Here is a 13713-nt window from a genome sequence, read left to right as displayed (position 1 = left end):
TATGTTGTCTTTTTGATTTTTTATCATGGGATTAAATTTTATAATGCTATTTTCATTTTTATGATTCAATTTTTTGGAATCTGTTTTTAATTTCTATTTTTTTTAAGATTAATCCCATTGACAAGTATTTGTCATTATTTGAGGAAAAACCTAGCTTCGAACTTTAGTGATATTTTTGATATATTTAATTTTGATTTTTTTAATAATTTTTTTCTATTTTTGTGCCTAGAGATCAACTCTAGAAATTTACCCCATAAGTAAAAATTGATATCATATTTTAACTCTTGTAGATTTTAATTTCCTTTTTTAATGATCGAGATAAATATGAAGATTCATAAGTCAAAAAAACTTTCTGTCGACAAATTATGGAAACATCCATGGAAAACATCGGCACTCTAGAGTATGTTCTTGACAAATACTCTAAAATTTGGAGCTGGAAAGTCACTGGTGATCGTGCCGTTAGTATGATCTCTAGACTCGTCTCTGAGGCGTGGTATGGGGAGAATGTGAATGAGATTATAATTCCTGATAGTACAGAAACTGTAAAACAACTCAAACTCATCATGGATAGATATCCACTTGAAATTTTATCCAAATCTGTTTGGCAGAGGAAAATTGTAAAAACATATGCTCCAAAACCTACGATCCCTCCAATCAAACTTAAACTAAAACGTGCAAAAACTGGAGAGCAATTTAGAGGAAAACTCCTAAATTTCCAAAAAGAGGGTTTGGATTTTTTACTCAAATCTTCTGGAAATGCTTTACTAGCTGATGAGATGGGACTTGGAAAAACTGTTCAAACTCTTTCATATGCTGCAACTGAAAAACAAACTTTTCCTCTTCTTGTTGTAGCTCCATTAGTTACGTTAAACAATTGGGAACGAGAAATTCAAAAATTTCTAAAGAAAAAAAGCAGGAATGGACGTATACTTGAATCTGAATCCCCAAGTGTTACAATGATTAGAACTGGAAAATCACATGAACTTCCTAAAACTGATATTTACTTAATCAACTATGAATTACTTTTCAAAAGAAATGATGACTTGGCTAAATTGGGATTGAAGACAATTGTTTGTGATGAGGTCCATAATTTAAGATCAAAAACAACGCAAAAATATAAAGCTGTAAAAAAATTAGCCGCAAACAGTTCCGTTCTATATAGAATTGGTCTTTCTGGAACTCCAATTTACAATCGTGGTTCAGAAATTTGGCCGATTATTGATATCCTAAAACCTGGTTTATTGGGAAGCTTTAAGGAATTTTGTGAATATTTTTGTTATGTCAATGAAAAAGGCAAGGCGATTGTTTTAGAAAATAAACGTGCATCATTAAGAAATGAATTACAAAAACATGTTATGCTTCGAAGAAAGAAAGCTGATGTTCTAAAGGAGCTCAAAGATAAAGTTCGTTACAAGGAAGTTATTGCTGCAGATACTGATTATTATCTTGAAGAATTAGATAAAGTTTGGAAAAAGGTAGAATCTGAACAGAAAGATGCAGATTCAGAATTTATTAAATCTGCTTCATATCATAGAGCCATACAAAGTGAACGACAAATTGCAGGAATTGCAAAGCTTCCACATGTAATTAATTTTGTGAAAAATATTATGGAAATTGAAGAGAGTGTTGTGGTGTTTTGCCATCATAAGGTAATCCACAAGTTACTTCATGAAAGCTTGCAAGAATTCTCCCCTGTATCTATAATTGGTGGACAATCTGACAATCTTCGTCAGGATCAAATAGACAAATTTCAAAAGGGTGAATCAAAATTAATGATTGCAGGTATTCGTGCTGGAAATGTTGGTATTAATTTAACTCGAGCAAAATATGTAATTTTTGCAGAGCTTGATTGGAGTCCTGCTATTCATAGACAAGCAGAAGATAGACTTCATAGAATTGGTCAGAAAAACACTGTATTTGCATATTATTTGATTGGAAAAGGAACTTTGGATGATCACGTTGCCAATATTTTAGTCGATAAGAGCTATGAAATTGATGAAATTATGGATGAGTCAAAAGAAAATTATGAAAATAAAGACAAAGCTGAATTGATTCTGGCCCAAATTCAAGATAAGATTAGATCAAAATAACTAAATTTCTAATTTTTCTTTTAATGTGGATAATTTCTTAATGATTGAATCTTTTTTTGATTGTTCTATTTGTGTATCTTGAATTTCTTTTATGGCTAGTTCTATAATGCTGAGGATTTCTACATCTTGTTTCACTTCTCCAAATTTAGTATTATCAAATCCATCTGTTTCTGTCTTATCTATCTCGAGTACCCCTTCAGGAAGTATCTCATAAACTTTGATTACTTTATCTTCTATTCTTTGGGGTGACATTAACACAAATTGATTTTTTCTTAATTTTTCAATATCTTCTTCAATTTCATTTCTAGATATTTTTAAAATATTTTCTATCTGTCCAATACTGCATGATTTAATTTGTAATAATCGTAATATTTTTGCCCATGTGGGAATACTTTTGCTCCAAAGAATTTCTTTTGCTAGTTCAGTAATTGAAAATGAGCCGTCATTATTCAGTGAAATCATTTTTCTGTCTTTTAATGTTGCAAGCGAATCTAATAATTTTCCAACCCCTAATCTCTTTAATTCTGAATTCTCTAGATTGTTTTCATTAAATGTTCCATTTTCATTAATTGCTAAATGTAAAATTTCTAAATCAATCGTTCCTAGTTTTCTCATAATGTTGACAATTCCTTGAGATTTATCATTCTTTGCACTTGAAGAATATATGTGGATTATACTGGATTGACTTATGGTTCAATACGAACTTCCAAGATTGCCTTATGGGTATGATGAACTAGAACCATTTCTTGATACAGAAACAATGAAAATTCATCATCAGAAACATCATCAGGCATATGTTGATGGGTTGAACAAATCTCTTGCAGATGTAGGAAGTGCATCTCATCCGCAATACATTTCATCTGTACTATCTGATCTAAAATCTATTCCAGAATCTGGAAGAAGTGCGATTAACTTTTTTGGTGGTGGATTTGAAAATCATCGTTTGTTTTGGGAAACCATGACCCCAAATAGTGATGGAAAACCAACTGGTCAATTGGAGGATCAAATTGATGTTTATTTTGATAATTTTGATAATTTCAAAAAAGTTTTTTCGGAAACTGCCATCAATATTCAGGGTAGTGGTTGGTGTTGGTTAGTTTTTAATTCAACTTATCATAAAATTGAAATCATCACCACTGAAAATCAAACTAGTCCTTGGACTCTGGGAAAATTCCCGTTACTTGGTTTGGATGTTTGGGAGCATGCATATTATTTGAAATATCAAAACAAAAGACCTGATTATGTTAATGCATGGTGGAATGTTGTTAATTGGGATTATGTTGGAAATAGATTTTCAGAACTTGCATAATTTTGTCTGATTTGGACAAATTCTTTTAAACAAAAACTATACTTTTTACTCATGAACAAGAGTCTAAGATACATTGCACTTCTTGCAATTTTACCCTTGTTTACAGCAGGTATGACGACAGATTATTTCTCAGATGCTGAAGCCCTCAAAAGCAAAGGTACTGGAACATCACAATATGGTTCTAGCACTAACATCTGTGGATTAGACCTATGCTCAAACTATCCTGGCGGTAAAGCAGCTTGGAAAGCAGATCAAGGTAGTAGTGTCGCTCCTGTAGCTCCAGTTGAAAAATCTATGGAAAAAGAAACCATGATGGAAAAAGAAACCATGATGGAAAAAGAAACCATGATGGAAAAAGAAACCATGATGGAAAAAGAAACCATGATGGAAAAAGAAACCATGGAAGAAACTGAAGCAGACTTGGGTTCTGTACTTAGATTATCAAGAGCAAATGTTCCAGCAACAATTCCGATGCATCAAGGTTACTACAACGGTGAAGATGTTTACTATATCATCACTGATTCTAGTGATCCAACACATGCAGAATTAATTACTGAAAATCAAGGATGGCAAGTAGAGCTTGCTCCTTTGTTGAAGAATGCTCCTAAAGACGCACTATCAAAAGTATACTTGTTTACCAACGGCATTGAAGGCGATGGTATACATGGATATCAAGGTCAAGTGTTTACTAGTACTCCTGCACAAGCAGATGTTTACAGTGCATTGACCTCACATGTCCACGTAATGTGGAATGATGGTGAATCTCCAAGAGTGCTTGATTCAGAAGCAATGATTATGGAGGCAGCTAAGAACAATGAAATTACATTAACAGAAATTAATGTAGTTTTGAATATGCCACAAATCATTTGGCCTGAAGGTCAGATGATGGTTAAGGAAGACAAAACATTAACTGATGTCACTCCTTATGGTGGCGGTCAAGTTCTTGATATCGATACAGAAGAGATGAATGTAACTTTCATAGCTCATCGCGGATGGGGTCCAGATGGTAGAACAATCTATTACATTGTAACAGATGCTACTCCAAGTGGTCCTGCCGGAATGATGGGTGTTGTAAGTTCACCAACATCTGCAAGATTGATTGCAAATTCAGCAGCAGTAGATTTGTTTCAGTTCAAAAATGGTTTAACAGGTACTGGTCCATTAGGATTTCAACCTGGTATAGCAGCAGGAGCTCCTGGCGATGCTAATTATTCTCCAATGTGGAGGATCTTTATGATTGGTTGGGAAAACCCTGATGATGCTCAATTGTTAGAAACCATTGATGATATGAACGCATACAGCGAAGCTGGCTTGATCAACATTGGTATTGCACGTCCGATGGATAGTGACCATATAGTCAACTGTCCATTTATTGACCCATTCCAATAAATTCTTTTTTTATTTTTATTTTTTTTAATTATTGAACATTTGTTCATTTTTAAGGATTTTTTTTAACATTTTCTCTGACAATCACCTATCTAACTTATCTTTGATTGTGAGTATAGTATATCATGAGTATCGCTGGAATGTATATGCTAAACACAGAAGAATACAGTTATGAGAAAATTCATCAAGCTCTATCTATGCTTTATCTTGATAGAAAAAATGAATTTCGTGAATTGTCTGAGGTTCTTCTAAACAAAAAAGCACTTAGTGCAATGTCTAATTGGAAAGAATTTGTTTTAAATTTCAGCTTGGATGTTGAAGATGCTTTTAAAACCTGGTCTGGACAGAGTCCCTTAGCTCCTAGCTCTCCACAAAAAGCTTTGACTTTGTTAAGACAATTAGGTCATGGTAAAACATCTATGAATCAACTAGCCCATTTGCTAAATATGTCGTATAACATATCTTGTGAATTCAAAGAGATTTACAGACGTCTAAAATGATCTCTTTTTCTTTTTGATGTAAATATCTAAATTCTACTAAATTTTTACCTATTCCTATGGGATTCAAAAGAGGAATTAATACATGTGTGGAATGTGAAAAGAAAATGAAAGAAGATCCTAATGAAACGGGCATGTGTCCTAAATGTGGTAAATCTCAAAATCGTATTGAATCAACAATATACAAAGAATTAATCGATGAAGGGAGATTCCCATAATATGGATTTCATGTTAGAAGAAGAATTAATTGATTTGATGACTTTTTGTCTACAGAACCCTGATTCATCAGAGGTATCTGATAAACATAAACGAATTACTGAAATTGGTCATGAATTATTTGCTGATGGTGGGATAGATGCTTTGGAGAATTTCTTTTTCGTGCTAAAAAATAGGATTACTGAAGAAATAGAAAAAGATCCATCGCCAATGCGTTCGCTTTGGAATGGCCTTACTGATGAATGGCAGTATTAAATTTCTCTAGTGAGAAGTTTATCCTCTGCCTATTCTAAAAATGGCTGTACTACATGTAGGGCATGTACCCTTGATTGCAGGTTTACCATTTTTCATGGTGTATGGTTTAGGGCCGCCGATTTCTCGTTTGTCTCGACACTTTACACAATATCCTATTGTCATAATTTGATTAGACGCAAGGTCATATTAGCGAGAACTTGTTGAACTTTTTTCACTATATGACAAATCTCCGATCCCATTTATTGTGTTGCAGAACGATTTTATTCGTATCGTGGAATAAATTGATCTTTTTTTAGGAATAAATCATTCGAATTCTTTAAATTCATAATATTTTTGCTGTTTATTTTTAATAATATCAACTCACGTTGATTGATAATTTTACAAACTCTGACAGTGCACTATGATTTTTCAAACCTTCCCAAACAAAAATCTCTGCAATGTATTTTCCTGAATCACTTGGTGTCCATGATAAAGATGGACTAAGTTCTTGATCTGGAGTAAGTTGACCACTTATCCATCCTAATGATACTACAAGATCTAAATCATTTTTAATTTGTACTAGATAAACAAAATTTTGTGAATTTGTTTGATGATTTGTAATATCTGATGAGATCTGGATTTGCTGATTCACGTTTATGTTGTCTAATACTGGAACTCCAAATGCATTTTCTAATCTTGGTTCTAAAATTGATGTTCTTTCTAACTCTGTTAATGCAAATGCTGGTGTGACACTTACAGTGATCACTAGTATTACTAATAGTCCTATGCCCTTACATACCATGATCTTTTTGACATTTTTTAGTTACAAAAGCCTTTCTGCATTAATTTTTGAACTTTAATTGAAAATAATTCAAAATTTCTCTAAATTCCTAATTACTGTGCTCTTTGAAGTAATGATTTTCCCTGGATTGAGAATATTGTCAGGATCAAAATACTCTTTAATTTTTTTGAATATTTTATAGTTTTTTGAACCATATTGTTTTTTGATAAATTCTGAGCGTGCAAGCCCATCTCCGTGCTCAGCAGTAATTGTACCTCCAAGATTTAGTATTTCTTCAAAATACTCTATTGCAATTTTTTTGATTATTTGATTTCCACTCCTTTTTGAAATTAATCGCACATGTACATTCCCATTTCCTGCATGACCATAAACGATTGATTTTGTTTTGTATTTTTTATTTATTTTATTTAAAATTAAAAATAATTTTGGAAACTTTTCCAAAGGAACTGCTGCATCTTCGATGATGTGGGGAATTCTATTTTCTTTTTTTATTGATTTTAAACTATAGTGCAGTGATGAATCTCGGTACTTCCACCACTTTGCAATTTCTTCTTGTGTTTGTAATTTTTTAACAATATTTCCTGTTGTTATTTTTCTAATTTTTTTTTCATTTAAGTTAATTTTTTCATCATATTCAACAAAAAGTAAACATTTGCTTTTTTTATTAAATTTATATTTAATTTGATCAAATGTAGTTTTATCTACAAATTCAATTGCTGATGGATTTGTTTTATTGATTTCTAAGCAATTTTTTGCAGCTTTTATTACTGATTCATATTCAATAATGATTAAAATCTGTTTTTTTGGTTTGTTTTTTATTTCTAATTTTGCAGACAAAATTATTCCTAATGTTCCCTCTGATCCAATTATTGTTTTATGAACATCTTTTTCTGTTTTTATTTTATCTAATCTGTATCCTGATGAATTTTTAGATACTTTTGGAAATCTTTCTAATTCTATGTTGGTTATAATTTTTTTAATTTGTTTTGCAATTGTTTTATTTTTTGGCAAAATAATTTTTTTAGCATTCCCGTCAATGAATGTAATTTCTTTAACATTGTCAATTACACTGCCATACTTTAGACTTCTACTTCCACTAGAATTATTCCCTAACATTCCTCCAACTGAACAAAATGATCCTATTGATGGATTTGGTGGGAAGAATTTTTTTGATGCTTCTAATTTTTTATCTAAATTACCTTTAATCACTCCTGATTCAACTCTGGCATAATTTTTGTCGAGCCTGATTGAAGAAAAATTCTTCATATCTAATATTATTCCAGAGTTTAATGCACTTCCTACAAGACCTGTACCTGCACCTCGTACAGTTATGCTGATTTTTCTTTTTTTAGCAATCTTTACTGCATTAATTATATCTGATTCGTTTTTTGGAATCACAATTATTTTTGGAATTATTTTATACGAACTTGCATCAACTGAATAAAATTCTCTAAATTCTCTAGTAGATGATACCTTCCCTTGAATCTTTGATTCTAATAATTCTATAATTGATTTTTCCATGTGGTGAAACTATACTTTAATTCTATAGTAATCCCATCTTTCAGGATCAAATAATGTTACAAATTCTGCCTGTTCTTTGTCTATTCTTGCTCTAATGACATCTCGTAATGCAAAACTAGTCATAAATTTGAATTTCATTGAACTTGCTTGCATGATGAACATATGACGCATTTCACTGCCTCCTTTTAATCCCCAATATCCCATTTTTAGTGCCAATGGTTCTAAGAATATTGTATTTCCTTCTCCATAATTTTCATCTCTAATCTCTTCACGTAATTTGTAATTCTCTAGTGGACCACCTTTTGAAAATCCTATAATTTCTCCATTTTTGTCGTTTAGTCTTAGAGTGTTGATGATTACTTGAGGATCTTTTACTGATTTTTCAAAATTTTCTTTTTCAAATTGTAGTGGTGATGGTAGTTCTAAAAATATTTCGTATAATGCCTTTATGAATTTAGGATCATCTCTCATTGTCATGGATTCAATTGTTGGAATAAACTTTAAATTTTCATAAGAATAATCTGCTTGAATGGTAATTTCTTGCTGTCTAATTTTCATAAATGATAAAACTGTGTCAAAGAAATTTTTTCTCATTTCTTTTGGAAGCACTTTGAGAATTGCTTTGGCCATGTCTGTTTCTTTGTTTAATAGTTCTTCAAAATATGCAACTGCACTTCTTATGATTAATGATGGTCTCCATGCTAAAGCATGGGCATTCATTTTTGCCATCTCCATTGCTTTTGTAAAATCACCTAATGCATAACCGCTGATTCTATCGACAACTGATAGATACCATCCCATTTCCATAATGTGTTCTTGATATGGTAGATTATTTCTTGTTAAATCAGAACTATCAAAAGATTGTTTGATTTGGCTTTCTGCATTTTTTCTTAATTGTCCACTCCAAGGATATGTGGTTCTTAAAATCAAAACTTTGATTATTTCTAAATCCATATTTGCATCATTAATTAATTGACGAAGTTTTCTATCCATTGAAATAAATTTTAAAACACTTTCTTCATGAGGTTTATCTACACTTTTTTGAGGATCAAAGTCGTGGAATAATGCTGCAACGTATAGATATTTCAGATCTTCATTTGTAAATTTAATTTTCTCTTGTTTATTTGCTAAAAGTGAGACATAGGTCACTTCTAATTCATGATTGATGTTGTGATATCCGTAATACTCTGTTCCTAATCCTTGACTTTCAAACAAATCAATGGTATAATCTAGCATTTCGACATAACAGTCGTCTTCTAATCCATTTTCTACCATTAGGCTGAGAATTTCATTTCTCATTGAGTGGGTATTTGCAAATTGCTGCAATGATTTTGATCTGATTTACCGTTTTTAAACATGATCTATTTTTTTAATTTTTTTAAATTTATGCTTAGAAAGATTCAATAGAATTCAGGTTCGGTAATTTTTGAATGTCATTTAACAAGGATTTATTGGACAAATTGATGGCTTTTAATGAAAAAAATTCCCCCAAATTTACACTTTCTGTTGATGAAAAAATTTATCCAATTACAAGTACTTTGATAACTAATTCCCCAATTCCGGTAAATGAGCCAACTACTCGTGGAGGGGTATATTTTTCAGACAAATTTGCATACAAAATGAAGTGTGTTGTGGAAGATCTTTCAGTCATTCCATTATTGACTAAGAAAATGCTTGGCCCTAATACTGAATTTGGTGAACTTAAAATAACTACTCAAATTGAAGATGATGGTAAACCTTTTCCCATTGAAATTTTTACCAATCTTACAAACAGTGTTCAGACTCCAACATCCCTTGAACTTAGTTTGATTATTGTAAAATTAGAATCTGTTTAAACTACTCTGAAATATTTATCATATTTTTCTCTACGTTCTTTATCTGATAATACTTCATATGCTTTGTTCAGTTCTGCCATTTCATCCTCAGAGTTTTCTTTAGTTTTATCCGGGTGTGTCTTTTTTGCAAGCTCTCTGAATTTCTTTTTAATTTCTTCGGGAGTTGCATCTTTTGCAACGCCAATCACTTCGTAATAGTTTGGTAATTCGTTATCGTTTAATGCTTCTCTGAATTCCTTGTCATCTTTTGTATTTCTTCTCTGTCCTAATTCTTCATAATCATCTCCCCAATCTGAATGATATTTCTCAAACGTCTTGTCTTTTTTTGATTCTAAGTCTCCTTTATCATATGATGTTTTTCTACGTAGAATGATATCTCTTGATAAAAATAAAAATAGGCCAATTACTGCAATTGAAAAACCTGAAAAAAGAATTATTTTTTCATCATCGCTAACTTCTAATTCCATATCTAAATTGCTATTTTGAGCATGTGCTGTTTGTATTGCTCCAAAAATAATTACTAAGATTACAAAAATAGTGACATTCTTCATTTTTTATACCTATGATAATCTAAAATCTTCTTTAGCAGTATTAAGAACTACATGAGTTATTGTATTTTCCACATTAGGGATTGTTGCTAGCTCCTTTACAAACTTGCTCAATTCCTTTCTTTCTTTGAATTTTGCAATGATTATCGTATCTGTTGAACCTGTGATGTCATATACTCCACAAACATTTTCAAATTTTGCTATTTCCTCCTCGATATCCATGACTTTATCATTTTTAGCAATAATTTCGATAATGGCAGTCATTGAATATCCTATTTTTTCATGATCAATTATTGCAGTGTATCCGTGGATGATTTTCTCTTTTTCTAATTTTTTTATTCTTGATAATACTGTCACAGTTGACATTCCAAGTTTTAGCGCAAGCTGCCTGGCAGATTGCCTTGCATCAACGAGTAGATTTTTAAGAATTTTTTCATCTGTTTCATCCAGGTTCATATTCTATTATAGTGAAAAATTTATTTAAATTTTCATGAAATCTATGTAAATTCGTTTGATTTTCTCTATCTATGCCTTTGGATTTTCTCTCAGATTTAATACAAATGGTATCTAAAATAATCTATGGGTGAAATTGAGACACTAGTCAAGAAAGGTCAAATTCTGATGGATGAAGGGGAATTCCATGATGCCCTTGGTTATTTTGAACAAGCCCTTCTATTGAACCAAGATGATCCTGATCTTTGGAATAACAAAGGAATTGCACTGCGAAGTTTAGGACGATATGAGGAATCTATGGAATGTTTTAACAAGTCTCTTGAAATTGAACCTAGAGACAAATTTGCATCTTGATTTAGAATTGGTTATTGTATAATGATCGCTAATTTAATAATTCATTTTTCAATTTTTAAGGGTGAGTGGTCAGGTTTTATGTGAACAATTGATAGTCAATGAGACAAAAAATCAGTTTATTATTGATAAAATAATATCCAATTCTGTGAGCGATAGAATTGAGAAGATGTTGACACACGCTTTTGAATGTGTTGAAGATGAGAATTTCTCTGAAGCTTTAAAATTGTATGATTTAGCCCTGAAACAAGATCCTAACAATGTCAATATCTTAATTGACAAGGGTGCAACTTTACAAAATATGGGTAAATTAAAACTTGCAATTCGTTCATATGATAAAGCACTTAAAATTTCACCTGACAATATTGATGCGTTGTTGAACAAAGGATCCACCTTGCATTCTGATGAAAAATACCTTCAAGCCATTGAATGCTATGATTTTGCTTTAAAGATTGATAAAAAATGTGCTATGGCCCTTGCATACAAAGGCCTTTCATTAGGGGAAATGGGTGAACTTAGAGATGCGATAAAACATTTCAAAAAGGCATTGTCAATTGACAAACACTATGATTTGGCAAGTATTTCAAAAGAGATTGCTCAAGAATTGCTAAAATCAATTAATGAAAAAAAATCTAAAATACGGTAACGTCGCCTGGTGCTGGCTCTCGTTTTGCCTGTTTTTCATTATCTTTGAAAAAATCACTATGTTTTGAATTCTGATGTTCCCTTAACTCTTCAATATTCTCAAAACCTTCATGGCACAAGTAACACTTTGGTTTATGTTCGTCTACTAGGGGAAGTACCATGATGTTCCTATTATGACTGGTTACTTATTTCTTGAGATTCTATCTTATTCTTTCTTGATTTTTAGTTTAGAATTTTAGATTACTGGGATTTGAATGTGTATTTCAGAACCTTTGTTAATTCCTTCTGATTGGGCCCAAATTTTACCTCTGTGATTCTCAACAATTAATTTTGATAATGCCAATCCGATTCCTGATCCTCCATGTGTCCTAGTAGATGTGGTGTCAACTTGATAGTATTTTACAAATATTTTATCCATATTCTCTTTTGAAATTCCAATTCCGTTATCCTTTACTATAACTATGATGTTGTTTTTACTTTTTTTTATTGAAATTTTGATACTTCCTTCTTTTTTTGGACAAAAGTCTATGGCATTACTGAGTAAATTTATCATAACTTGATTGATTCTATCTTTATCACAATTACACATTGCATTACTCTCAAATTCTTCTACGACTGTGATTCCTTTTTTCATAAATTCATCTTTTAACTGCTCTACACTTTCTTTGATAATTACTGAAAGATCATTAATTCGCATATTAAATTTAAACTGATTTATCTCGATTCTATTGATGTCTAGCATATCTGAGACTAAATTTTGCATTTTTGAACAACTATTTTTTATTCTAATTAGCCTCTCTCTTTGTTTTTCATTTAATTCTCCAAATTCTTTTGATAGCAGTAAATCCACATAACCTAAGATTGGAACAAGAGGTGTTTTTAATTCATGTGTCATCATAGCAGAAAAATCTTTTTTCATTGTATCAATTTCATTTAATTTTGTTACCATTTGAGAAAAATCCTCAATTAACTCTTTGATTTCATCAGGACCTTTTGGATTAATTACAATATCAAAATTTCCTACAGCAATTTGCTTTGTAGATTTTCTTAAATCTTTAATGGGGGATGATAGTTTTTTTGAAAATAATATTCCTAGGAAAATTGACAGTCCTATTAATATTGGAATTGTTATTTGAAGCGCAGCTGTGCCATCTTTAGATCCTTTCTCTATACTTGCGTATAGCAAATCTGATGTACTATCTAATGATTTTACGGTATTCCCATATTCAACATTGTTAATTTCAGCATGATGTTTCCAAGAATCTGAGTATCTTTGTTTTAACTTTGTATATTCATCACTTTCTAAAATTTCTATAGCTTGTTCAGAATTCCCTTGAGATACTAAATCAAATGCGGTATTTTCCATTTTAACTAGTTCTATATTGATCTCATCTAGTTCTAAAATCACTTCATTATCTACAGGTGAATATGGATCTTTGAGAATGCTGTCTAAAAGTGGTTCGGTTTCAAAGTACCTTTCTTTCCACTTTTCGTTTTGAGTGAAAACATAGTTTCTCGCTGATTGAGTTAAAATTTCATCATAGTAAATTATCTGTCTGTTATTATCTAAAACAATTGCATTAGTTTTAAAATTCTCGATTGATTCTGGAACTGAATTTTTGAGTGTGTCTATGATTGTAGTGAATTGATATAATGAAATTACCCCAATAACTCCTGATATTCCAACAATTATGAGAAATCCTAAAATAAGAATATGTGAAAATTTCATAATTTTAATTTGCTAAATAGGTGATGAAACAATCTATGTAAAATATTGCTTTATTTTGTCAATGATTTTGAATTTCATTGAAAACTCTTTCTAGTAA

The 13713-nt window shown here is 31.2% G+C and carries 18 protein-coding genes; 9 read left to right on the top strand and 9 right to left on the bottom strand.

Annotated features, from left to right (window positions below):
- Positions 1 to 365: 365 nt before the first annotated feature.
- Positions 366 to 2090, top strand: coding sequence for a DEAD/DEAH box helicase (locus C5F49_RS05495; protein WP_179362010.1), 1725 nt, complete (start codon positions 366 to 368; stop codon positions 2088 to 2090).
- Here the strand turns inward: C5F49_RS05495 and C5F49_RS05490 are convergent, their stop codons facing one another.
- Positions 2091 to 2705: a hypothetical protein gene (locus C5F49_RS05490; protein WP_179362009.1), complete on the bottom strand. Its 615-nt coding sequence runs from the start codon at positions 2703 to 2705 to the stop codon at positions 2091 to 2093. It abuts the gene before it with no gap.
- 73 nt (positions 2706 to 2778) lie between these two features.
- Between C5F49_RS05490 and C5F49_RS05485 the strand changes: the two genes are divergently transcribed.
- The 5 genes from C5F49_RS05485 to C5F49_RS05465 all read left to right on the top strand — a co-directional run bounded on the left by C5F49_RS05485 (position 2779) and on the right by C5F49_RS05465 (position 5753).
- Positions 2779 to 3399 (top strand): superoxide dismutase, encoded by a 621-nt coding sequence (locus C5F49_RS05485; protein ID WP_179362008.1) that lies wholly within the window; start codon positions 2779 to 2781, stop codon positions 3397 to 3399.
- 51 nt (positions 3400 to 3450) lie between these two features.
- Complete coding sequence (locus C5F49_RS05480) at positions 3451 to 4788, top strand: DUF7482 domain-containing protein (protein ID WP_179362007.1); 1338 nt, start codon at positions 3451 to 3453, stop codon at positions 4786 to 4788.
- Positions 4789 to 4910: 122 nt separating this feature from the next.
- Entirely contained in the window at positions 4911 to 5285 is a 375-nt protein-coding gene (locus tag C5F49_RS05475; protein ID WP_179362006.1) for a hypothetical protein, read from the top strand.
- Positions 5286 to 5341: 56 nt separating this feature from the next.
- A complete protein-coding gene (locus C5F49_RS05470) occupies positions 5342 to 5500 on the top strand; it encodes a hypothetical protein (RefSeq protein WP_179362005.1) in 159 nt (52 codons plus the stop codon).
- A gap of 1 nt (position 5501) precedes the next feature.
- A complete protein-coding gene (locus C5F49_RS05465; protein WP_179362004.1) occupies positions 5502 to 5753 on the top strand; it encodes a hypothetical protein in 252 nt (83 codons plus the stop codon).
- Between the two features lie 18 nt (positions 5754 to 5771).
- Here the strand turns inward: C5F49_RS05465 and C5F49_RS09715 are convergent, their stop codons facing one another.
- The 4 genes from C5F49_RS09715 to C5F49_RS05450 form a co-directional block, all read right to left on the bottom strand.
- Positions 5772 to 5915, bottom strand: coding sequence for a DUF5679 domain-containing protein (locus tag C5F49_RS09715; RefSeq protein ID WP_014964934.1), 144 nt, complete (start codon positions 5913 to 5915; stop codon positions 5772 to 5774).
- Between the two features lie 193 nt (positions 5916 to 6108).
- Positions 6109 to 6534 carry a hypothetical protein gene (locus C5F49_RS05460; protein WP_179362003.1) on the bottom strand — a complete coding sequence of 142 codons (426 nt, stop codon included), beginning with the start codon at positions 6532 to 6534 and terminating at the stop codon, positions 6109 to 6111.
- A 69-nt stretch (positions 6535 to 6603) separates the two neighbouring features.
- The gene (locus C5F49_RS05455) at positions 6604 to 8055 is read right to left on the bottom strand and encodes an FAD-binding oxidoreductase (RefSeq protein WP_179362002.1); all 1452 of its coding nucleotides are present in this window, start codon (positions 8053 to 8055) and stop codon (positions 6604 to 6606) included.
- A 9-nt stretch (positions 8056 to 8064) separates the two neighbouring features.
- The gene (locus C5F49_RS05450; RefSeq protein ID WP_179363619.1) at positions 8065 to 9354 is read right to left on the bottom strand and encodes an HD domain-containing protein; all 1290 of its coding nucleotides are present in this window, start codon (positions 9352 to 9354) and stop codon (positions 8065 to 8067) included.
- A gap of 164 nt (positions 9355 to 9518) precedes the next feature.
- Between C5F49_RS05450 and C5F49_RS05445 the strand changes: the two genes are divergently transcribed.
- Positions 9519 to 9890 (top strand): hypothetical protein, encoded by a 372-nt coding sequence (locus C5F49_RS05445; RefSeq protein WP_246275292.1) that lies wholly within the window; start codon positions 9519 to 9521, stop codon positions 9888 to 9890.
- On the opposite strand, the gene C5F49_RS05440 is transcribed toward C5F49_RS05445, so the two are convergent.
- Positions 9887 to 10441 carry a DnaJ domain-containing protein gene (locus C5F49_RS05440; RefSeq protein WP_179362000.1) on the bottom strand — a complete coding sequence of 185 codons (555 nt, stop codon included), beginning with the start codon at positions 10439 to 10441 and terminating at the stop codon, positions 9887 to 9889. The two genes, C5F49_RS05445 and C5F49_RS05440, sit on opposite strands and share 4 nt — an antisense overlap.
- Positions 10442 to 10450: 9 nt before the next feature.
- Positions 10451 to 10894 (bottom strand): Lrp/AsnC family transcriptional regulator, encoded by a 444-nt coding sequence (locus C5F49_RS05435; protein WP_179361999.1) that lies wholly within the window; start codon positions 10892 to 10894, stop codon positions 10451 to 10453.
- 123 nt (positions 10895 to 11017) lie between these two features.
- Between C5F49_RS05435 and C5F49_RS05430 the strand changes: the two genes are divergently transcribed.
- Both C5F49_RS05430 and C5F49_RS05425 read left to right on the top strand, forming a co-directional pair.
- Positions 11018 to 11245 carry a tetratricopeptide repeat protein gene (locus C5F49_RS05430; protein WP_179361998.1) on the top strand — a complete coding sequence of 76 codons (228 nt, stop codon included), beginning with the start codon at positions 11018 to 11020 and terminating at the stop codon, positions 11243 to 11245.
- Between the two features lie 145 nt (positions 11246 to 11390).
- Positions 11391 to 11888: a tetratricopeptide repeat protein gene (locus tag C5F49_RS05425; protein WP_246275291.1), complete on the top strand. Its 498-nt coding sequence runs from the start codon at positions 11391 to 11393 to the stop codon at positions 11886 to 11888.
- On the opposite strand, the gene C5F49_RS05420 is transcribed toward C5F49_RS05425, so the two are convergent.
- Both C5F49_RS05420 and C5F49_RS05415 read right to left on the bottom strand, forming a co-directional pair.
- Positions 11875 to 12048 (bottom strand): hypothetical protein, encoded by a 174-nt coding sequence (locus tag C5F49_RS05420; protein WP_179361997.1) that lies wholly within the window; start codon positions 12046 to 12048, stop codon positions 11875 to 11877. The genes C5F49_RS05425 and C5F49_RS05420 overlap by 14 nt on opposite strands.
- Before the next feature lie 74 nt (positions 12049 to 12122).
- Positions 12123 to 13616 carry an ATP-binding protein gene (locus C5F49_RS05415; RefSeq protein WP_179361996.1) on the bottom strand — a complete coding sequence of 498 codons (1494 nt, stop codon included), beginning with the start codon at positions 13614 to 13616 and terminating at the stop codon, positions 12123 to 12125.
- Positions 13617 to 13713 lie beyond the last annotated feature (97 nt).

The sequence above is a fragment of the Nitrosopumilus oxyclinae genome (assembly GCF_013407165.1).
Taxonomy (GTDB): domain Archaea; phylum Thermoproteota; class Nitrososphaeria; order Nitrososphaerales; family Nitrosopumilaceae; genus Nitrosopumilus; species Nitrosopumilus oxyclinae.
This window is presented reverse-complemented; position numbering and strand designations above follow the sequence as displayed.